We start from the raw sequence: 19,787 nt of genomic DNA, 5'->3' as shown, positions 1-19,787 counted from the left end.
CTTACGCTTTCAAGAGCCGGTCCACCGCCTCGCCGATGCGGACGGGACCCGGGAAATAAGCCCATTCCAGGCTGTGCGGATAGGGGGTATCGAAACCGGTCACGCGCTCGATCGGGGCTTCAAGGTGATAGAAGCAGCGTTCCTGCACCAGCGCGCTGAGTTCCGCGCCGAACCCGCCGGTCCGGGTCGCCTCGTGAACGATCAGGCATTTGCCGGTTTTCTGCACAGACTTTTCCACAGTCTCGATATCGAGCGGGACCAGCGTGCGCAGGTCGATGATTTCGGCGTCGATGCCCTTTTCGGCCAGCACCGCTTCGGTCACGTGGATCATCGTGCCATAGGCCAGCACGGTCATCGCCTCGCCCTCGCGCACGACGCGCGCCTTGCCCAGCGGGATCCGGTAATAGCCTTCGGGAACCTCGGAATCGGGGTGGCGGGCCCAGGGCTCAACCGGCTTGTCGTAGTAGCCGCTGAACGGACCGTTGTAGATCCGCTTGGGCTCGAAGAAGATCACCGGATCGTTGTCCTCGATCGCCGCGATCAGCAGGCCCTTGGCATCGTGCGGGGTGCAGGGAATCACAGTCTTGAGCCCGGCGACATGAGTGAACAGCGCCTCGGGGCTCTGACTGTGAGTCTGCCCGCCGAAGATCCCCCCGCCGAACGGCGAACGTACGGTGATCGGCGCGATGAATTCCCCGGCAGAGCGATAGCGCAGCCGCGCCGCTTCGCTGACCAGCTGGTCGAGCCCCGGATAGATATAGTCGGCAAACTGGATTTCCGGCACCGGACGCAGGCCATAGGCGCCCATCCCCACCGCCGCGCCGATGATCCCGCATTCATTGATCGGGGTATCGAACACGCGGTTCTTGCCGAACTTCTTCTGCAGGCCCGCGGTGGCGCGGAACACCCCGCCGAAATAGCCGACGTCCTCACCGAAGATCACCACGTTGGGATCGCGTTCCATCATGACGTTCAGCGCATCGTTGATCGCCTCGATCATGTTGAGCTGGCGGCTGGGGGCGTCGTGCAGGGTCACGGGGGCTTCCTCAAGCTCGCTCATGTCTCTTTCCATTCCGGCCACTTGATCCGGCGCTCGCGGATTGCCTGTTCGGCCTGTTCTTCCAGATGCCAGGGCAATTCCTCGAACACGTCTTCAAACATGGTGTGGAACGGATGGTGCAGCCCGTGGCCAAGCACGCCGTTCTTTTCGGCTTCCTTGGTCGCCGCCTTGACCTGCTCGGCCAGGTCCAGATCCATCGCCTCGTGCTGTTCGACCGACCATTCGCCCAGCGCGATCAGGTGACGCTTGAGCCGCATGATCGGATCGCCCAGCGGCCACTCTCCGCGCTCGTGCGCAGAGCGGTAAGCGCCCGGATCGTCAGAGGTCGAATGCCCTTCGGCGCGGTAGGTGAAGTGTTCGATCAGGGTCGGCCCCTGCCCTGCCCGCGCGCGGTTGGCGGCCCAGCGCGCGGCGGCGTAAACCGCCAGGGCATCGTTACCGTCCACCCTGAGGCCGGCAATGCCATAACCGATCGCCCGCGCCGCAAAGGTCGCACGCTCGCCCCCAGCGAACCCTGAGAAGCTGGAGATCGCCCACTGGTTGTTGACCACGTTGAACACCACCGGGGCGTTGAACACGGTGGCGAAGATGAAGGCGGCGTGGGCATCGCCCTCGGCGCTTGATCCCTCACCGATCCAGGTGCTGGCGATCCGGGTATCGCCCTTTATCGCGCTGGCCATCGCCCAGCCGGCCGCCTGCGGCATCTGCGTCGCCAGGTTGCCGCTGATCGTGAAGAAGTTGTGCTCCCTGCTCGAATACATGATCGGCAGCTGGCGACCCTTCAGCTTGTCGGCCCGGTTCGAATAGATCTGGTTGACCATCTCGACGATCGGATATCCGCGCGCGACCAGGATCCCCTGCTGGCGGTAGCTGGGGAACACCATGTCATCGTCCGACAGAGCAAAGGCCGAAGCGACGCTGGTCGCCTCTTCCCCGGTGCATTTCATGTAGAAGCTGGTCTTGCCCTGGCGCTGACCGCGATACATCCGGTCATCAAAGGCGCGGGTCAGTGCCATCACGCGCAGCATCCGCCGCAGCGTTTCGGGATCAAGCTTGGGGTCCCAGGCCCCGACCGCGCGGTGATCCTCGTCCAGCACCCGGATCAGGCCGTGGCAGAGCGTGTGGGTCTCTTCGGTTGGACAAGCCTCGTCGGGGCGCGGAAAGGCGCCGGCGGCGGGAATATCGAGGAACGAATAGTCGACCGGATCGCCGGGGCGGAACGGCGGTTCAGGCACGTGCAGCGAAAGCGGCGACAGGTTGCCGCCCGCGGTTCCCGATGTGCTCAGCCCCTTTGCCATCAAGCGCTCTCCCGCTTCCCGCCCGCATCCGGACCATTGGAAGCAAATTTTAGGTTCGCGACATATTATTTCAAACTGGTTTCATCGTCAACCAACTGGCTCGACCTACATTGCGGCGCATTCCGGATGGCTGCAACTCTTTCTGGCAGACCGCACCAGCTCCGGGCAAACCCTTAACTCCGTTGCCAGAACCGCAAAAGCCTGACACCGTTCTGGCTGGGTCTGCGCAGGAGAAATGTCATGATGACATTCAGGACCTCTTTGCTTGCATTGCCATTGCTCCTGACCGGCGGCGCGCTGTCCGGGAAAGTGACTGCGGTGGATCCGCCAGCGACCGATGCAGCCGAACAGGAACGGCCATTCAGCCCTTGCGACAATATGACCTTCTGCCCCGACCCGATGAAGCTCGATTCGGAGTACCCGCCATTTGCTGAGGGAGTTGTCGAACCCGAGCCGCCCCGGATCAGCTACAAGCCCGGCAAAGACCCGCTGAGGGCCAGGACAACCAGGACCCTTGTACTGTTTCAAGGCGGCAAGCTTATCCAGATCAAAAAAGTCCGCCACCCCGCCAAGATGCGCGGCGCGCGGATGATCCTTGTCCCGACCGGCGTTGCACCATGGATGGCGCAGATCCAGCGCCCGGAATTCGTGCGCGCCGCAACTAGCCGTCAATTGAATTGGCGGGATCGGCAATTTTGCGGCGGCGCTTATATTGCGCCGGGGTGGATCGTGACAGCCGCGCATTGTCTCAAAGACTACGGGAAGGATATCAAGTCCGCCGGATACAGGGTCCGCCTGGGCATCACCAGCATCGTTACGCCCTCGACCAAGCCAACCCTGTATGGGGCAAGTTATGCCATCGTACGGATCATCCCGCATCCCAACTATGGCAGGCCCGAACGCTACTATAACGATATCGCGCTGATCCAGTTCGCACCCGATGCGGAAACCGCGCGGGGTTCGCGTGGGCCGGTGCGCGTGATCGCGCTTGACCGCGACCCGCCCGGTGCCCGCCCGATGGCTGGCAAGCAAGCCTTGTTCTTTGGCTGGGGAACCACCGAAAAGCAGCAGCCATCGCCGCATCTGCAGTACGGCAGTGTCCGGCTGACGCCAGACAGCTTGTGTCCGAACAACAAGATCGCGCTCTGCGGCCGCGGGGAAGGCCGAAGCGGGTCGACCCAGTGCCACGGGGACAGCGGCGGACCCCTTGTTGTGAAAGAGAACGGCCTGGACGTGCTGGTCGGCGTGGTCAGTCATAACCGCGGGTTCCAGAAATGCGGCGCCAATGACCGCGAAGGCGTATTCACTCGGATCGGTGCCTATCGCGACTGGATTCAAAGCTACACCGGCCCGCTGCGGTGGCCGTCGGCGCAGCGCGCGAACTAGGGGGTGATGGGAGGAACAATGCTCACGGCGAGGTCAGTTTCAATCGCGATGATCCTTGCGTTGTGCAGCGCTGCCGGTTCGGCCCAGCCAGCAAGCGGCCAAACCGCTGACGCCTTGTCGTCAGGCGGGACTGCGGATGAACAGGACGAAGCCGAGCGCCAGGCTTCGCAACAAGCTGCCGAGCAACGGATCGAACAGGTTCCGTGGGCACCGGTCGCTCCTGACAATGACCCGGTCTTTGATCTGCCGCCCGGCGAGCGGCTAATCCGCATTCTGCCCCGGGTGTGCACGGAAACCGGGCGCTGCCCTGAACCGGATGAGATCGATACCAAACCGATGGAACTGGCTGACAATCTGGCACCGCCGGAGGACGATCCACCGGTTGTCCAAACCGCCGCCGCCCCGCTACCCGGAGAATCCCGGGCGGATGGACGCGTGCGTGCGGTTACCACCCGGGCCGGATTCGGTTTTCGCGCCAAACCGGGCAGCGCGCCATGGATGGCCCAGATCCAGCGTCCGGAGAAGATGGCCTGGGTCACGCAGCGTGGGCTCGATTGGCAGGATCGCCAGCAGTGCGGCGGGGCCTTGATCGCGCCAGGCTGGATCCTGACCGCCGCACATTGCCTTTTCGATCAGGGGCGCGAGATTCGTACCAGCGGACACAGGATTCGCCTGGGGGTCTTCGACATCAGCCAGATTGACGCCGGCATCACCTACCGGATTGTCGAAACCATCCCGCACCCGCAGTACGATCCGGTCCGTTACTCCAACGATATCGCCCTGATCCGATTTGCTGCCGACGCCCAGACCGACCGCACCCGCAAGACCTGGATCCAGCCGGTGATGGTCGATCCCGGGCCATTGGCCCCGCGCACCGGATCCATGGCCTACTTCTATGGCTGGGGCCGGACCGAGCTCAACGTGCCGTCTGCTCCCTTGCTGTTCGGCAAGGTCCAGATCGAACCCGATGCCAATTGCCCCCGCAGCAGCATCGCACTTTGTGCCAGGGGGCTTGGCAGGCAGGGATCGACCCAGTGTAAAGGCGACAGCGGTGGACCCCTGATCTGGTATGACCAGCGCACGCCGATGCTGGTCGGGGTAGTCAGCCACAATATTGAAAAGGTGGCATGCGGCACCCAGCAAAGGCCCGGTGTCTACACCCGCGTCGCCAGTTTCCGCGCCTGGATCGAGCAGTACACCGGGCCGCTGCGCCGCACGGCCAGCCGCCCATGACCCGGCGGGTCCTTGGCGCGGCACTGCTGGCGCTGTTTGCCGCGGGCTCCGTCGGCGCGCAGGACGACACATCATTGCTGCCCGGCTGCAACCGGTTCTCCCCCTGCGCCGATCCTGCCACCTTGGACAGTGCGCCGATCCCGCTCGCCAGCAGGGTACCTTCACCGGACGACTATGTGCCCAAGCCGGTCGTCCTGCCCCCACCCGGTAGCGGGAGCGGCCAGGAATATGTCATCGGCGGTGGTTTTATTGTGCCGGACAACACCGCACCGTGGATGGCACAGATCCGCCGGCCCGAGAAGCTCACCCGGCTGACCCAGCGCCGTCTTGGCTGGGCCGAGCGACACCAATGCAGCGGCGCGATAATCAAGGCAGGCTGGGTGATGACCGCAGCGCATTGTCTGGAAGACAAGCTCGACCTCCGCGGAAACACCGCCGACATTCGCAAGCTGAATTACCGCGTCTGGCTGGGGGTGCACGACATCGGCAAAGAGCGCAGCGGTACCAGTTACCGGATCGTCGGAATTCACCGTCCGACCGAATACAGCGCCGCAAGCTTTTCAAGCGACATTGCGCTGGTTCACTTTGCGGTCGATCCCGAAACCGATTTGCAACGCGGCGTAAAGGCCCGCGCCATCGCGGTGGACCGCGAGCCTGCCGGCAGGCGGACTTTTGGCAACGATATCGTGCACTTCTATGGCTGGGGCAATACCGAGCGGAACGCTGTTTCCGGCCCGCTGCTATTCGGCAAAGCGGTGATCGCACCCGACACCGCGTGCAAATGGCCGAGTATCGCCCTGTGCGGCCTGCAAATCGCTAAGATCGGAATTCCCGGTCGTCAATCGACCCAATGCCATGGCGATAGCGGAGGGCCGCTGGTCTGGTTTCGGAAAGAAACGCCTCCCCTGCTGATCGGCGTGGTCAGCCACAATGTCGGAAAAGCCACCTGCGGGACCCAGCGTAGCGCCGGAGTATTCACCCGCGCGGCTGCTTTTATCGCCTGGATAGAACGCGTCGTCGGCCCGCTTCCCTAGGAGCCGCTGTTCCGGAATTTCGGGCAATCCGGCCCGAACCGCAGCGCAGCCCGGGCCGGCAAAGACTTACGGTCTGATCGGGTTGTTGTTGGGGTCGCCGGCTTCAGTCGAAGCGGCTTCGGCATCGGCCCCTTCGCTCGCAGCTGCGCTGGCCGCTTCGGTGGCTTCGGCAGTGGCTTCGGTGGAGGCTGCGGGGGCTTCCTCCGTCTTTCCGCACCCGGCAAGGGCAAGGGCCGACGCGGCGACCAGCAGTCCGGTGGTTAGTTTGCGCATGAATGTCCTCCTGTTGCGTAGAGATCCGGGACTATGACAGGCCCATCTTTGAAAGCAATTGGCTAAATTCAGGCAGGGTCCGGATCGGATCGAGCAGGGGATCGGCCCGCGCCAAAAGCAAGCCCGAATCCCGGACTGCTGCTGCCTCGCGCAGCCGTTCGAGAGCTTGTGGCCCTTGCCCCCATTGCGCCAGCACTTGTGCCTGTTGGTATTTCGAAGCTGCGCCATAGTCCGACAGCAATTCGTTGAAGGCTGCTTCGGCTGCGGGTTTGTTGCCCAGCCGGGCCTGGACAATCGCCTCTCCAGACAAGCGAATGAACGCGGTTGGTTCGGCCGCATAGGCTTTCAGCGCTTCCTGGTTCCTGCCCGTCAAGAACATGGCAGAACCGAGCGTGGCATTGGCTGCGCTGAGCTTTGGGTTCAGCTCCAGCGCCTGACGCATTCTCGCTTCGGTCAAATCATAGTCTCGCCGCGCAAATGCAATATGTCCCGCCGCCCGGAACGCGCCAGGGTTAAGCGGATCGAGCGCGATCGAACTGGCAATCGCCGCATCCGCATCAAGCGCCCGTTCGGTATAGGCGCAATAGAGCGCGAAGGTGCGCAGAACATCGGCATCGCCCTCACCCAGTTCGCGGGAACGCTCATAAGATTGGCGCGCGGCCTTGGGGTCAAGTCGCCCGTTGTAGATCGCATAGCCCAGCGCAGAATAGGCTTCCGCCAGCTTGGGCGCAGCGTTCACCGCAGCTTCCGCCGAAGCAATGGCACGATCGTAGAAAAGCCGCGCTTCATCGATCCGGCTGGTTTCGTTGGCAATCACCGCCAGCACCTTGGAGCGCGCCGCAAGAGCCGAGGCATAGTTTCCATCAAGCTTTATTGCGGCATCGAACTGCGCCAGGGCAGCCCGGTCGGTCTCTTCGCTCGCACTGGATTCGGCCAAGGCCTTGCCGCGCAGATAAGCATCGAATGCTCCCGCGTTCTTGGTTCCGCCAATTTGCGCCAAATCGCCAGAGCGTCCTTCGGCTACTGCCTGCGCATTGATTTCATTGGCCAGCGCACGGCTGACGATCGCCGCGATCTCAGTCTGCATCGCCAGCACGTCGCTGGGCTTGCGATCGATCGTCTCGCTCCAGTCCACCCTGGCGTCGCGGCCGTTCAGCAGTTCGACCGAAACCCTGATCAGTTCACTGCCCGACCGCACGCTACCGCGCAGGACATGTGCGACACCCAACCGCTTGGCGATGGTCAGGACATCCTGATCGTTACCGCGAAACTCGGCCGAAGAGGTTGGCGCGGCGATCCGCAGCATCTGGTTGCGCGAGAGGGTTGCGCGCAATTCTTCTGACAATCCCGCCGAAAAATAGGCCTGGCTCTCATCGCCCAGATTGCTGAACGGGATCACCGCGATCGTGTTCTCGCTCGCCTTGGCTGCGCCTGGCATCAAGGCTCGCCAAAGCGCATAGCCTCCGCCCAATGCGACTGCCGCCGATCCCGCACCAATCAAGACACTGCGCCGGGTGGGCGCTTTGCCGGCAGGCTTCGAGGGCGCCCTGTGCGGCTGGCCGGCAAAACCATGAACCGCACGAACTGCCGCCTGAAATTCGGCCGCGTCGGCCTTGCCGCGCCACTTGGTCAGATCAATTAGCTGGAATTGCCGGAATCCCAGCGGGGCGTGCGTGCCATCAAGCGAAATTGGCACCAGGCAGCCGCGCTCTCGCCCGCGGGTCGCTTCGTCCCGCACCCAATGCGAATCGACCGAAGTCTTGGACCAAAGCACCATCACGGCATCGGCGGATTCCAGCGCGGCCTCGGTGGTCGGGAGAAAGGTATCGCCGCCTTCCAGCAAGCCATCCCACCAGACCCGCAGTCCGGATTGTTCCAGTGCGGCGATCACACTGAGCGCGCGCTTCTGGTCGGCCCGGGCATAGCTCAGGAAAACGCTGGGCCGGTTATCCGGCGCAAGGCCTGAATCTTTCACCGAATCCATCGCGTTGCTGCCATCCCCTTTGCGCTACGCGACCCCCCGCATGGCCAAAGCTTAGGCCGAACTCGCCTAGACCGCAACGGGCGCGGCGATATGGCCCTGGGGGGAATACCCTTCCACCGCGAAGTCCTCGATCCGGTAGCCGAAGATGCTGTCCGGCCGGCGCAATATCTCCAGTGTTCCGCCGCCCGCAGGCACCCGCGCCAGCTGCGCTTCGATCAGGTCGGCATGGTTGAGATAAAGGTGCGTATCACCGCCCATCCAGATCAGTTCGCCCGGTTCCAGATCGCACTGCTGTGCCAGCATCCGCGTGAACAGCGCCGCGCCGAACAGATTGAACGGCAGCCCCAGCACCACGTCGCAGCTGCGCTGGTAAAGCAGGCAATTCAGCCGGTTTCCGGCCACCTGGAACTGATAGGTCTTGTGGCACGGCGGCAAGGCCATCCGCTCCAGCTCGGCCACGTTCCAGCCTTCGACGATGTGGCGGCGGCTGCCGGGATTGTTCTTCAGGCTTTCGACCACCTGCGCGACCTGGTTGATCCCTGGTCCAGGCCGGTAGAGCCCTTCGCCGGCCGGCGTGTAAGTTGGCCAATCGACCCATTGCTTGCCGTAAACCGGGCCGAGTTCGCCCCACTGCGCGGCAAATTGCTCATCCGCCGCGATCCGGGCGACGAAATCGTCAAGACTGATCGCTTCGCCGGTGGCTTTCACATAATTGGCGTGCGGCCACTCGTTCCAAATCTTAACCCCCTGCAGTACCAGCGGGCGGATGTTGGTATTGCCGGTCAGGAACCACAGGAATTCGCGCGCCGAGGTCTTCCAGTAGATCCGCTTGGTGGTGATCAGCGGCATCGCGCCGGTGGACAGGTCAAATCGAATCTGCGCCCCGAAGACCGCACGGGTGCCCACCCCGGTCCGGTCGATCCGCTCGTCCCCCTGCGCCCAGATCTGGCGCATCAGATCGAGATATTGCCATTCCCAATGATCGTCGCGCCGGGAATCGAGGGGAATCGCTGCTGATGCCATGAAAAGACCCTAGCGCGAGATTGCCCGCTTGCCACCCGTGGAATCGCTCACTATAGGCGCGCTCCTGCCTCGCCCCTGCATGCAGGGGTGAACGATCGGTCGGGGAATAGCTCAGCCTGGTAGAGCACTGTCTTCGGGAGGCAGGGGCCGGAGGTTCGAATCCTCTTTCCCCGACCAAATCGCTCCGTGCTTGCAAGTCCATGAGACTTGAAGCACTGTGCTGCAACGCAACATTTCTCCCCTAGAGCGATATCATCACCATGAGCGACAACCGGCTGACGCTGTTCGAAGCGATCTCGCGCAAGCGGATCGTCGAAGCGCTCTACAACGGCGCAACCATCCGGCTGGCTCCGCACCTGATTTTTGAACGTCACGGCGATCTGTTCGTCTCCGCGCTCAACCTCGGCAAGACCTGGCGCAGCGACGAAGAGCCGCGACTGGGCCAGTTCAAGCTGGCCGGCCTCAATGAGACCGTGTTGCAGGAAGACTCGTTCGAGCCGCTGGCAGGCTTCAAGCCCGAGACCCCGCGCGCGGATGACGTGCTGATTCTAGCGGTCTGAGCGAAGACCGCGGGCCTAGGCGCCCTGCCACCACCACATTCCTGCCGACAGTACGGCCAGCCAGACGGCTGCGATAAACACCGCACCATAGAGCGACGGACGCGGCCACGCGGTCTGTCCGGCTTTGGTGCGCAGTTCGGCCAGCAGCTCGACTGGCAGCAGCCGCAAGGTCAGCCAGATTCCGGCCGGAACCAGCACCAGATCGTCCAGCAGTCCGAGCACCGGGATGAAATCGGGGATCAGGTCGATCGGGCTGAGCGCATAGCCCGCGACGAACACCGCGAGCAGCTTTGGCAGCAGCGGCACCCGCGGATCGCGGGCGGCAAGCCACAGCAACAGCACCTCGCGCCGCAATGCCTTGGCCCAGCCCCTCAGGCGCTGCCACAGCGTCATCCGCCGCGCAGCAGTTGCACGCCCCAATCGCGTTCGAACAGATAGAGCAGCAGCCGGGCCGCCTCGCCGCGTTCGCCGGTCAGGCCGCCGTCGCGCTCCATCAGCAGGCGGGCATCGTCGTGGGCCACGGGGAGCAGCCGCTGGATCTGTTCCATGCTGGCAACCCGGAACGGCGTATCGCCGGACTGGCGGGTGCCGAGCAGTTCCCCGCCGCCGCGCAGCCGCAGGTCTTCCTCCGCCAGCCGGAACCCGTCCTGCGTCTCGCGCATCAGGGCCAGCCGTTCGCGCGCGGTTTCGCTGAGCGCCTCGCCGCGCAGCAACAAGCAGATGCTCTTGCCCTCACCCCGTCCGACCCGTCCGCGCAGCTGGTGCAACTGGGCGAGGCCGAAGCGTTCGGCCTGTTCGATCACCATCAGCGTGGCATTGGGTACGTCGACCCCCACCTCGATCACCGTGGTCGCGACCAGCAGCTTTGCCGCACCGCTGGCAAACCGTTCCATCGCCGCGTCCTTCTGTTCGGGACGCAGCTGGCCGTGGACCAGCACCACCGTATCGCCGAACCGGGCAGTCAGCTCGGCATAGCGCGCCTCGGCCGCGGCCAGATCCTCGCTCTCCTGCTCGCGGACCATCGGGCAAACCCAGTAGGCCTGCTGCCCGCTTTCGATATGGCGCCCGATCGCGCCGACTACATCGCCCAGACGCTCCAGCGCCACCACCCGGGTATCGATCGGCTGGCGGCCCGGCGGCATCTCGTCGAGCCGGCTGACGTCCATCTCGCCATATTGGGCCAGGGTCAGCGTGCGCGGGATCGGGGTGGCGGTCATCGCCAGGCAATGCGGCGTGCGCTTGCCCTTTTGCGTCAGCATCAGCCGCTGGCCGACCCCGAAGCGGTGCTGCTCGTCGATCACCACCAGCGCCAGGTTCTTATAGGCAACCGTATCCTGGAAGATCGCGTGAGTGCCGATCACCAGCTGGATCGAGCCGTCGAGCAGCCCCATCAGGATCGATTCGCGCGCCCGGCCCTTGTCGCGCCCGGTCAGCAGCGCGATCGTCACCCCGGTGCCAGCCGCCATCCGCGTGAGCGTTTCGTGGTGCTGGCGGGCGAGAATCTCGGTCGGGGCGAGAAGCGCGGCCTGGGCCCCCGCCTCCACCGCCAGCAGCATCGCCTCAAGCGCAACCACGGTCTTGCCCGATCCGACATCGCCCTGCAGCAGCCGCAGCATCGGTGCGGCCTGGGCCATGTCGCCTTCGATCTCGGCAATCGAGCGGCTTTGCGCCCCGGTCAGCCCGAACGGCAAGTTGAGTTTGCCGCGCAGCGACCCGTCGCCGCTGAGCGGCGTGCCGATTTTGGCGCGGTTGGCGTTCTTGACCAGCATCAGCGCCAAGCTGTTGGCAAGCAGCTCGTCATAGGCCAGCCGGTCGCGCGCGGCGGCATGTTCGCTGCGGTGCGCCAATTCCAAGGCGTCGCGCCAGCGCGGCCATTGCATCTTGTCGGCGAGGCCCGGCTCGATCCATTCGGGCAGCTCGGGCATCCGTTCCAGCGCCTGCTCGATCAGTGCAGTCAGCCGCCCCTGGGTCAGCCCCTCGGACAGCGGATAGACCGGCTCGACCAGCTGGCCGAGCGCCGCCCCGCTTTCCTCGGCGACATGATCTGGATGGACGATCTGCAGCATCTGCCCATACTGGTCGAGCCGTCCGGCGATCCAGCGCGGTTCGCCCAAGGGCAGTGCCTTCTTGGCCCAGCCGGTGTTGCGGCCGAAATAGGTGATCGCGCAGATGTTGCCAGGGCCGTCGCTGGCCAGCACCCGGAACGGCCCGCGCCCGGGTGAACTGCGGTATTCGATCGGGGTCAGCGCGACGACGATATTTTCACCTACGCTGGCCGCGTCGAGATCGGCGACCGCGCGGCGCATCACGAATCGGTCGGGCAGGTGATAGGCAAAGTCGCGCACCCGGGTCAGGCCGAGCCGTTCGAGCGGGCGCGCCAGACCGGTGCCGACGCCTTTCAGGCTGTCAGCCGCAACGAACAGGGGGTTGAGCCGTTCGGGACGCATGGCCGCTTCATGCCTCAAGCCGCGATGCGGCGAAAGGGCCGGTCTTTGACTCAGCGCATGGACCGGCAAAGACATTCCCGCTCTGCTGGCAACAAGCGCATCAAAAAGGAGAATCCCATGCTGCTACCCCACGGAGCCATTGTTGCAATTGCCGACGGCGAGAATTTCGAACTGTACCGCAATACCGGGAACGAGGCGGAGCCCGAATTGGCTGCCCAGCCCGTGCCCAAGCTGGATTCGAGCAACCATTCTGGCGGCAGTCATCGTTCCAGCCCCGGCAACCATGCCGATAGCATCGTCGGCGAAGATGCGCACGCGGCGGCTGTTGCGACCTGGCTCAATGGCCAAGTGCTGAGCCACAAGATAAAGGACCTGGTGGTTGTCGCCCCGCCCCGCACTCTGGGGGAACTGCGCAAGCACTATCACAAGATGACCGGGCGGGCCGTGATCAAGGAATTGCACAAGGACCTGATCGGCAAGCAGCCCAGCGACATCCTTATCGCCCTGCGCGAAAAGCATTGAGCGTTGCCATTGCCGTCGCCGCAGCCTAGCGGCGACGGCATGGTTCCCGATGATCGCCTCCGCCGCCTGAAGTTCCGCGCCTGGCATCGCGGTACGCGTGAAGCCGATTACATGATCGGCTGTTTCTTCGATCGCTTTGGCAGTGGCTGGGGCGAGGTTGAAATCGCCTGGTTCGAAGCCCTGCTGGACGAGGAAGACGTCGACATCATGGGCTGGGCGCTCGGCACGCTGGCCGTGCCCGACGAATATGCCGGTCCTTTGATGGATGCATTCCGCAAGCTCGACTACGTCGAGATCCCGCGCTAAGGCGCGGCTTCGATCCCTACCCCGCTGGCCGCAAAAATGGCCCGCGGGGCAATCGCCGTTGCGTGAGCCATGCCTAACCTGTCAAAGATCCTCTCTGCCAAAAGCCCGCTGACCCTCGCCGCGCTGGCCCGCGGCGCGCAGCCGATGGTGCTGGCCGATCTGGCGCGGGCCGCGAAGAGCCGGGTGGTGTTCATCGCTCCCGACGAGGCGGCGATGCAGGGCATTGCCGACAGTGCGGCCTTCTTTGCCCCCGAACTGGAAGTGATCGCCTTCCCGGCCTGGGACTGCTTGCCCTATGACCGCGCCAGCCCGGCGCTGTCGGTCAGCGCGCGCCGGCTGGCAGCGCTGCACCGGCTGCAGGGCAAGGCCGATGCGCCGCAGCTGCTGGTCACCACGATCAACGCCGCGTTGCAGCGCGTCGCCACGCCGTTCCGGATTCGTGAGAATGTCCGCCTGCTCAAGCCAGGCATGGAGATCGGGCGCGAGAGCCTGATCGCGCTGCTCCAGCGGCAGGGATATTCGCGGACCGACACGGTCGCCGACGCCGGCGAATATGCCGTGCGCGGATCGATCTTCGATATCTACCCCTCGGGCCTCGAATCCGGGCTGCGGCTCGATTTCTTCGGCGACGAGCTGGAGACGCTGCGGCTGTTCGATCCTGGCACCCAGCGCAGCAAGGGCGTTGCCGAGGCCCACCTGCTGCTGCCGGCCAGCGAGGCCCTGCTCGACGAAGACAGCATCAAGCGGTTCCGCAGCCGTTACCGTGAGCAGTTCGGCGCCAATGCCACCGGCGACCCGCTGTATCAGGCGGTCAGCGACGGCCGGCGGCTGGCCGGGATGGAGCACTGGCTGCCGCTGTTCGAAGAGCGGTTGGCCACGCTGTTCGATCACCTGGGCGGCGATGACACGATCGTGATCGACAACGGAGCGCTGGGCGCCGCCGACGAGCGGCTGGGCGACATCGCCGATTATTTCGCCGCGCGCAGCGACACATCGGGTAAGGCGGCGGGGTCCTATCGTCCGCTTGAGCCGGCCGCGCTCTATCTGACCCGGGCCGAGCTTGATGCGGCGATCAAGGACCGTCCGGTCCACCGCGCCGATATCTTCGCCCAGCCGGAAAGCGCCACGGTGATCGACTTCGGCTTTTCCGGCAGCCGCGATTTCGCCCCGGAACGCGCCCGCGGCGACAATATCTACGAAGCCGCCGCCCAGTACCTGACCGGGCAAGCCAAGCGCGGGCGCAAGGCGCTGATCGCGGCCTATTCCGAAGGCAGCCGCGCCCGGATTGCCGCGATCCTGGGCGAGGCCGCCCGCCCCGCCCCTGTGCTGGCCGACAGCTGGCAGGAGGCGCTCGGCCTCGCCGCCAAGGGCGCGCCGGTTGCGGTGGTCCTGCCGCTCGAAAACGGCTTTTCCAACGAAGAGCTGGAACTGGTTACCGAGCAGGACATCCTGGGTGACCGGCTGGTCCGCCGCAAGAAGCGCCGCAAGGGTGCCGATGCCTTCCTGGCCGAGCTGGCCGCACTCGCCCCCGGTGACCTGGTGGTCCACATGGACCACGGGATCGGGCGTTACATCGGCCTGCAATCGATCCCGGTCGGGCAAAGCCCGCACGATTGCGTCGCGCTGGAATATGCCGGCGGCGACAAGCTTTACGTCCCGGTTGAGAACATCGACGTTCTGTCGCGCTATGGCAGCGACAACGAATTCGTCGCGCTGGACCGGCTTGGCGGCGAAGGCTGGCAAAAGCGCAAGTCGCGCCTGAAGGAGCGGATTCGCGAGATCGCGCATGCCCTGCTCAAGACCGCAGCCCTGCGCGCGCTGCGGCAGGCTCCGGTGCTGCTGCCCGATCAGGGCGCCTACGACCAGTTTGTCGAGAAGTTCCCCTGGCAAGAGACCGAGGACCAGGAAGCCGCGATCGAAGACGTGCTGAGGGACCTTGGCGAAGGCCGCCCGATGGACCGGCTGGTCTGCGGCGACGTCGGCTTCGGCAAGACCGAGGTGGCCCTGCGCGCGGCCTTTGTCGCCGCCATGGCCGGGCAGCAAGTGGCGGTGATCGCGCCGACCACCCTGCTTGCCCGCCAGCACTACACCGGTTTTACCGAGCGTTTCGCCGGCTTCCCGCTGAAGGTCGGACGGCTTTCGCGACTGGTCGGGGAAAAGGAATCCAAGGCGACCAAGGAGGGTTTGGCCGAAGGCACCACCGATGTGGTGATCGGCACTCACGCGCTCCTGTCAAAGAGCCTCAAATTCAAGCGGCTTGGCCTTGTAATTGTTGATGAAGAGCAGCGATTTGGGGTCAATCACAAGGAAACACTCAAGCAGCTGCGCGCCAATGTCCACGTTCTGACGCTGACCGCCACGCCGATCCCGCGGACCCTGCAGATGGCGATGAGCGGACTGCGCGAACTCTCCACCATCCAGACCGCCCCGGTCGACCGGCTGGCAGTGCGCACCTACGTGATGGAATGGGACGACATGGTGATGCGCGAGGCGCTGCTGCGCGAACATCACCGCGGCGGGCAGAGCTTCATCGTCGTCCCCCGGATCGCCGACATGGACGAGGTCGAGAAGTGGCTGCGCGAGACCGTGCCCGAAGTGCGCTTCGTCACCGCCCACGGCCAGATGGCCGCCGGGGAAGTCGAAGAGCGGATGAGCGCGTTCTACGAAAAGAAGTATGAGGTGCTGCTTTCGACCACGATCGTCGAGAGCGGGCTGGATATCCCCAGCGCCAACACGATCATCATCCACCGCGCCGACCGCTTTGGCCTGGCCCAGCTGTACCAGCTGCGCGGCCGGGTCGGCCGGTCAAAGCTGCGCGCCTATGCCTATCTCACCACCCCAGCCGACATGCAGCTGTCGGAAGTGGCGGAAAAGCGGCTCAAGGTGCTGGGCGATCTCGACAGCCTGGGGGCCGGATTCCAGCTCGCCAGCCATGATCTCGACATTCGCGGCGCGGGTAACCTGCTGGGTGACGAGCAATCGGGTCATATCCGCGAGGTCGGCTTCGAACTCTACCAGTCGATGCTGGAAGACGCGATCCTGGCCGCGAAGGCCGGGGAACTGGGCCTCGCCAAGGAACGCCATTCGCTCAGCCCGCAGATCACGGTCGATGCTCCGATCATGATCCCGGAGGACTATGTCCCCGATCTGGCGGTGCGGATGGCGTTGTACCGCCGCCTCAACGATGCCGAGGACATGGCCGAGGTCGAAAGCCTTTCGGCCGAGATGATCGACCGCTTCGGCCCGCTGCCGGGCCCCACCGTCAATCTGGTCAAGCTCATCCAGATCAAGCGCCAGGCGATCGAGGCGAACATCGCCAAGATCGATGTCGGCGCGAAGGGCTCGCTGGTTTCGTTCCACAACGACGAGTTCCCGGACCCGGCCGGCCTGTTCGCCTATGCCCAGCGGCTGGAAGGCACGATCAAGCTGCGCCCGGACAGCAAGATCGTGGTGACGCGCGCCTGGGGCAGCGCCGAAGCCCGGCTCAACGGACTGTTCCAGCTGACCAAGGGGCTGAGCGCGATTGCGCGGAAGGCGCGCTAATCCTCACTCTTGGGGAGGATCAGGCCCGCGCCAGTGCCATAAACTCGCTGGCCCCTAGGGGTTGGGCGCGAAGGAAACCCTGATAGGTCGCGCATCCTTCTGCTGCGACCAGGCGCCTCTGGGCCTCGCTCTCGACCCCCTCGGCGATCACCGACAGATCAAGCGCACCGGCCATGGCCAGGATTGCGCGAAGCACGGCCAGGTCGCGCGGATCCTCGGCCCCCTCGATCATCGAACGATCGAGCTTGAGGTAGTGCAGCGGGAGCAGTTTGAGATAGCGGAAGTTGCAGAACCCCGCCCCGAAATCGTCGAGCGCGATCCGCATGCCGCGCGCGGCAAGTTCTTCCAATGCCAACGCCGCCTGGGCGATATCGGCGAGCAACACCTGCTCGGTCACTTCCAGCGTCAGTCGCTCGGCCGGGAATCCGCTGGCCGATACCAGCGCAGCCAGATCTTGGGCGAAGTTGCCCTGGGCAAGATCGTTGGGGGTGACGTTGAGCGAGAGCCGCAGCGGCTTGGGCCAGTCACGCGCGCCGACCAGCGCGGTCTGGGCGATGTGACGGGAAAGCTGCGCGACGTGATCGGCCCGCTCGGCAATGGCGAACAGCGCACCGGCACCGATGCGGCCCAGTCGCGGATGGTTCCAGCGCGCCAGCGCCTCGGCTCCGGCCAGGCGGTCGTCGGCGCAGGACCACTGCGGCTGAAAAACCACCTCGATCTCCCCCAGATCGATGGCGCGAAGTAGATCGCCCTCAAGCTGCGCAGCACTGCGGCCTGCTCGGGTCGCTTCTCCATCGGCCCACAGCATTCGGCGGCCGGTCGCGGTCATAACCGAGGACAGGGCCTGTCCCAATCGGTCTAGGAGCGAATCCGAGTCCTCTCCGCCCAGCGAGCGGATCAGTGCGCCGCGCGGAGACAGCCGCAGTGTATGGCCGCCGACCGGAATCGGCCCAGCCAGCAGGTCGAGCACCTGACCGCCAACCATCTGCCAGCGCTCACGGCTGCAGGCCTCGGTCGCGATCAGCAGGAACTGCCCGCCCCCGCCGCGCGCGGCAATCCACGCCCCGTCGATTTCGCCATGGGCGAAATGGCGGATCCGCGCCGCAACCTCTGCCAGGGCGGCATCGCCGGCGGCCGAGCCATAGGCCAGATTGACCGCATCGAACCGCCGCAGCCCAATCAAAAGCGCATGAACCGGCTCACCCCGATCGAGCCATTCGCCCAGCCGCAGGCGCGCGGCATCGCGGCCCGGGAGCCCGGTCAGGGCGTCCAGGCGAGGCGAAAGCGCGTCGGGATGCACGGCGTCCATTCGGGCACGCCTAGCATAAGGCCCCTACCAAAGTGTTCAAATTGCCCATATGCACCCGCGCAGATGAGCAAAACCCCCGCCCTCGCCTTGCTGGCCTCCGACACGCCCCGCGCACAAGAGGCTGCCGTCCAGCTGCGCGGCGAGATCGATTTCGTCCCTCTGGCCGAGGCTGACATGGCCGTGGTCCTGGGCGGTGACGGGCAAATGCTCCACGCGCTGCACGAGATGCTCGATTGTGGGCATGTCGTCCCGGCATACGGGATAAACTTCGGCACCGTCGGCTTCATGATGAACAAGCCGAAGTCGAGCCGGAGCCTGGCCGAGCGGATCGCGCGGGCCAAGCAGCTCAATATTACCCCGCTCGAGATGATCGCCACGCTGGGCAGCGGCAAACAGGTCAGGGGCCTCGCCATCAACGAGGTCTCGCTGCTGCGCGAAACCCGCCAGACCGCGCGGCTGGAGGTTTCGGTCAACGGCAAGGTGCGGATGGCCGAACTGTTTTGCGACGGCGTGCTGGTCGCCACTCCGGCCGGGTCGACCGCCTACAACCTCTCCGCCAACGGACCGATCCTGCCGCTCACCTCCAACCTGGTCGCGCTGACCCCGATCAGCCCGTTCCGCCCGCGGCGCTGGCGCGGGGCGATCCTGCCCGATCACTACGAGATGTCGTTCCGCGTGCTCGACCCGGACAAGCGACCGGTTGCGGTGGTGGCTGACCAGAAGGAACTGCGCGATATCCTGGAGGTAGAGGTTCGCGTTGCCCGCGAGTGCCAGCTGACTCTGCTGTTCGATCCCGGAAAGACCCTTGAAGAGCGCATCTTTGCCGAGCAGTTCGAAGTCTGATTTTTTGCCGCCGACCCGCTTGCCAAAAATGTCGGCGCTGCTATAGGCGCACCCCTGCCCGCAGGCGGGGGAGCATTCCCCGATAGCTCAGCGGTAGAGTAGGTGACTGTTAATCACTTGGTCGTAGGTTCGAATCCTACTCGGGGAGCCACCCCGCCCGGGCATTGCAAAGCCCCGTCCTAGTGGCGGGGCTTTTGCTTTTTCAGCCGAACAGCAGCCTGGTGCCTGCCCAGATCGTCAATATCGCGGTCAGCCAGCGGATCACCCGTTCGGGCAGCCAGCGCAGGGCCAGCATGCTGCCGAGCTGACCGCCCAGCACCACTGCGATCAGCAGCGGCAATGCCGGGGTCAGCGCGTTGGCGAACTGCTCGGTGCCATTCTTGGTGAGCTGTCCCGCCAGGCCGGTCAGCGAATTGATCAGGATGAACAGGCTGGTGGTCGCCGCAATTTGACGGGCCTGAGCCCAGCGGGTCAGGTGCAGCAAGGGCGCCAGGAAGATTCCGCCCCCGATCCCGACCAGCCCTGCAAGGTAGCCCAGCGGTGCTGCCAGCAATGGCATGAACCGTGTTCCATCGCCTGGCTCTGCCTCCGCATCCGGCGTGCGCGGGATGAACAGGGCCAGGCCCGCTCCCACCAGACTCAACCCCAGCAGGAACAGGAATGTCTCCTCCCGGATCGGGGTAAGCCCGCCGAGGAAAGCCAGCGGCGCGGCGACCAGCGAGAGGAGCATCGCGCGCCGCCATGGCACCACCCCGGCCCGGGCAAAGCGGATCGTGCCGCCGGTGACGACTACGACGTTGCAGCACAGGCTGACGATCGGCAGCAGCCGGTAATCGAACCCGGCCAGGCTGAGCAGCGCATTGTAAGTCGATCCGCCGCCGAACCCGACCGAGGCATAGAGCAGCGCGGTGGCGAAGAAGGCGGGGGTCAGCCAGTCCACTCAATCATCCCCGGCACGGGCAGGAA

The 19,787-nt window shown here is 64.9% G+C and carries 17 protein-coding genes and 2 tRNA genes; 10 read left to right on the top strand and 9 right to left on the bottom strand.

Translation table 11 applies throughout. The annotated features are described in order from the left end of the window. Position 1: 1 nt before the first annotated feature. Positions 2-1,060 (bottom strand): alpha-ketoacid dehydrogenase subunit beta, encoded by a 1,059-nt coding sequence (locus B2V17_RS00325; RefSeq protein WP_292994006.1) that lies wholly within the window; start codon positions 1,058-1,060, stop codon positions 2-4. Next, on the bottom strand, positions 1,057-2,358 hold the full coding sequence (locus B2V17_RS00320; RefSeq protein WP_292994004.1) for a 3-methyl-2-oxobutanoate dehydrogenase (2-methylpropanoyl-transferring) subunit alpha: 1,302 nt from the start codon (positions 2,356-2,358) through the stop codon (positions 1,057-1,059). Before B2V17_RS00320 ends, B2V17_RS00325 begins: the two co-directional genes overlap by 4 nt. A 240-nt stretch (positions 2,359-2,598) precedes the next feature. Here B2V17_RS00320 and B2V17_RS00315 point away from each other — a divergent pair, with 240 nt between their 5' ends. The 3 genes from B2V17_RS00315 to B2V17_RS00305 are packed head-to-tail and all read left to right on the top strand — an operon-like array spanning position 2,599 to position 6,011. Then, entirely contained in the window at positions 2,599-3,744 is a 1,146-nt protein-coding gene (locus tag B2V17_RS00315) for a S1 family peptidase (RefSeq protein WP_292994002.1), read from the top strand. 48 nt (positions 3,745-3,792) lie between these two features. Next, a complete protein-coding gene (locus B2V17_RS00310) occupies positions 3,793-4,977 on the top strand; it encodes a S1 family serine peptidase (RefSeq protein WP_292994000.1) in 1,185 nt (394 codons plus the stop codon). Continuing rightward, a complete protein-coding gene (locus tag B2V17_RS00305; RefSeq protein ID WP_292993999.1) occupies positions 4,974-6,011 on the top strand; it encodes a S1 family peptidase in 1,038 nt (345 codons plus the stop codon). The genes B2V17_RS00310 and B2V17_RS00305 overlap by 4 nt, the downstream gene beginning before the upstream one ends. Before the next feature lie 66 nt (positions 6,012-6,077). Here the strand turns inward: B2V17_RS00305 and B2V17_RS00300 are convergent, their stop codons facing one another. The 3 genes from B2V17_RS00300 to thyA all read right to left on the bottom strand — a co-directional run bounded on the left by B2V17_RS00300 (position 6,078) and on the right by thyA (position 9,291). Then, positions 6,078-6,284 carry a hypothetical protein gene (locus B2V17_RS00300; RefSeq protein ID WP_292993997.1) on the bottom strand — a complete coding sequence of 69 codons (207 nt, stop codon included), beginning with the start codon at positions 6,282-6,284 and terminating at the stop codon, positions 6,078-6,080. A gap of 31 nt (positions 6,285-6,315) precedes the next feature. Continuing rightward, entirely contained in the window at positions 6,316-8,259 is a 1,944-nt protein-coding gene (locus B2V17_RS00295; protein ID WP_292993995.1) for a TIR domain-containing protein, read from the bottom strand. 75 nt (positions 8,260-8,334) lie between these two features. Then, positions 8,335-9,291, bottom strand: a complete 957-nt coding sequence (gene thyA, locus B2V17_RS00290) for a thymidylate synthase (RefSeq protein ID WP_292993993.1) — start codon at positions 9,289-9,291, stop codon at positions 8,335-8,337. 100 nt (positions 9,292-9,391) lie between these two features. On the opposite strand from thyA, the gene B2V17_RS00285 reads away from it, so the two are divergent. Together B2V17_RS00285 and B2V17_RS00280 are read left to right on the top strand one after the other, a co-directional pair. Next, positions 9,392-9,468: transfer RNA gene (locus B2V17_RS00285), tRNA-Pro, on the top strand. A gap of 83 nt (positions 9,469-9,551) precedes the next feature. After that, complete coding sequence (locus B2V17_RS00280; protein ID WP_292993991.1) at positions 9,552-9,851, top strand: hypothetical protein; 300 nt, start codon at positions 9,552-9,554, stop codon at positions 9,849-9,851. 15 nt (positions 9,852-9,866) lie between these two features. Here B2V17_RS00280 and B2V17_RS00275 read toward each other — a convergent pair whose 3' ends face one another. Next, positions 9,867-10,244: a YkvA family protein gene (locus B2V17_RS00275; protein ID WP_324475602.1), complete on the bottom strand. Its 378-nt coding sequence runs from the start codon at positions 10,242-10,244 to the stop codon at positions 9,867-9,869. Further along, complete coding sequence (gene recG / locus B2V17_RS00270; protein ID WP_292993989.1) at positions 10,241-12,298, bottom strand: ATP-dependent DNA helicase RecG; 2,058 nt, start codon at positions 12,296-12,298, stop codon at positions 10,241-10,243. Before recG ends, B2V17_RS00275 begins: the two co-directional genes overlap by 4 nt. Positions 12,299-12,415: 117 nt before the next feature. On the opposite strand from recG, the gene B2V17_RS00265 reads away from it, so the two are divergent. The 3 genes from B2V17_RS00265 (at position 12,416) to mfd (ending at position 16,669) form a co-directional block, all read left to right on the top strand. Beyond that, positions 12,416-12,820, top strand: coding sequence for a host attachment protein (locus B2V17_RS00265; RefSeq protein ID WP_292993987.1), 405 nt, complete (start codon positions 12,416-12,418; stop codon positions 12,818-12,820). 39 nt (positions 12,821-12,859) lie between these two features. Continuing rightward, positions 12,860-13,126: a succinate dehydrogenase assembly factor 2 gene (locus B2V17_RS00260; protein ID WP_292993985.1), complete on the top strand. Its 267-nt coding sequence runs from the start codon at positions 12,860-12,862 to the stop codon at positions 13,124-13,126. Between the two features lie 69 nt (positions 13,127-13,195). Then, positions 13,196-16,669, top strand: a complete 3,474-nt coding sequence (gene mfd, locus B2V17_RS00255; RefSeq protein ID WP_292993983.1) for a transcription-repair coupling factor — start codon at positions 13,196-13,198, stop codon at positions 16,667-16,669. Between the two features lie 19 nt (positions 16,670-16,688). Here mfd and B2V17_RS00250 read toward each other — a convergent pair whose 3' ends face one another. After that, positions 16,689-17,978, bottom strand: coding sequence for a GGDEF domain-containing phosphodiesterase (locus B2V17_RS00250; protein WP_292993981.1), 1,290 nt, complete (start codon positions 17,976-17,978; stop codon positions 16,689-16,691). A 63-nt stretch (positions 17,979-18,041) separates the two neighbouring features. On the opposite strand from B2V17_RS00250, the gene B2V17_RS00245 reads away from it, so the two are divergent. Both B2V17_RS00245 and B2V17_RS00240 read left to right on the top strand, forming a co-directional pair. Next, complete coding sequence (locus B2V17_RS00245; protein WP_292993979.1) at positions 18,042-18,821, top strand: NAD kinase; 780 nt, start codon at positions 18,042-18,044, stop codon at positions 18,819-18,821. A 76-nt stretch (positions 18,822-18,897) separates the two neighbouring features. Next, positions 18,898-18,972, top strand: a tRNA-Asn gene (locus tag B2V17_RS00240). A 51-nt stretch (positions 18,973-19,023) separates the two neighbouring features. Here B2V17_RS00240 and B2V17_RS00235 read toward each other — a convergent pair. Further along, positions 19,024-19,761, bottom strand: a complete 738-nt coding sequence (locus B2V17_RS00235; RefSeq protein ID WP_292993977.1) for a sulfite exporter TauE/SafE family protein — start codon at positions 19,759-19,761, stop codon at positions 19,024-19,026. Positions 19,762-19,787 lie beyond the last annotated feature (26 nt).

It is taken from the genome of Novosphingobium sp. UBA6272, assembly GCF_002440635.1.
GTDB lineage: Bacteria > Pseudomonadota > Alphaproteobacteria > Sphingomonadales > Sphingomonadaceae > Novosphingobium.
This window is presented reverse-complemented; position numbering and strand designations above follow the sequence as displayed.

What these genes read in the sequence shown, in the direction of transcription:
- B2V17_RS00325 (WP_292994006.1), bottom strand. Translation starts at nt 1,060, where the DNA reads ATGAGCGAGCTTGAGGAAGCCCCCGTGACCCTGCACGACGCCCCCAGC.
- B2V17_RS00310 (WP_292994000.1), top strand. Translation starts at nt 3,793, where the DNA reads ATGATCCTTGCGTTGTGCAGCGCTGCCGGTTCGGCCCAGCCAGCAAGC.
- mfd (WP_292993983.1), top strand. Translation starts at nt 13,196, where the DNA reads ATGCCTAACCTGTCAAAGATCCTCTCTGCCAAAAGCCCGCTGACCCTC.
- B2V17_RS00300 (WP_292993997.1), bottom strand. Translation starts at nt 6,284, where the DNA reads ATGCGCAAACTAACCACCGGACTGCTGGTCGCCGCGTCGGCCCTTGCC.
- B2V17_RS00320 (WP_292994004.1), bottom strand. Translation starts at nt 2,358, where the DNA reads ATGGCAAAGGGGCTGAGCACATCGGGAACCGCGGGCGGCAACCTGTCG.
- B2V17_RS00245 (WP_292993979.1), top strand. Translation starts at nt 18,042, where the DNA reads ATGAGCAAAACCCCCGCCCTCGCCTTGCTGGCCTCCGACACGCCCCGC.
- B2V17_RS00260 (WP_292993985.1), top strand. Translation starts at nt 12,860, where the DNA reads ATGGTTCCCGATGATCGCCTCCGCCGCCTGAAGTTCCGCGCCTGGCAT.
- thyA (WP_292993993.1), bottom strand. Translation starts at nt 9,291, where the DNA reads ATGGCATCAGCAGCGATTCCCCTCGATTCCCGGCGCGACGATCATTGG.
- B2V17_RS00315 (WP_292994002.1), top strand. Translation starts at nt 2,599, where the DNA reads ATGATGACATTCAGGACCTCTTTGCTTGCATTGCCATTGCTCCTGACC.
- B2V17_RS00305 (WP_292993999.1), top strand. Translation starts at nt 4,974, where the DNA reads ATGACCCGGCGGGTCCTTGGCGCGGCACTGCTGGCGCTGTTTGCCGCG.
- recG (WP_292993989.1), bottom strand. Translation starts at nt 12,298, where the DNA reads ATGCGTCCCGAACGGCTCAACCCCCTGTTCGTTGCGGCTGACAGCCTG.
- B2V17_RS00275 (WP_324475602.1), bottom strand. Translation starts at nt 10,244, where the DNA reads ATGACGCTGTGGCAGCGCCTGAGGGGCTGGGCCAAGGCATTGCGGCGC.
- B2V17_RS00280 (WP_292993991.1), top strand. Translation starts at nt 9,552, where the DNA reads ATGAGCGACAACCGGCTGACGCTGTTCGAAGCGATCTCGCGCAAGCGG.
- B2V17_RS00265 (WP_292993987.1), top strand. Translation starts at nt 12,416, where the DNA reads ATGCTGCTACCCCACGGAGCCATTGTTGCAATTGCCGACGGCGAGAAT.
- B2V17_RS00250 (WP_292993981.1), bottom strand. Translation starts at nt 17,978, where the DNA reads ATGGACGCCGTGCATCCCGACGCGCTTTCGCCTCGCCTGGACGCCCTG.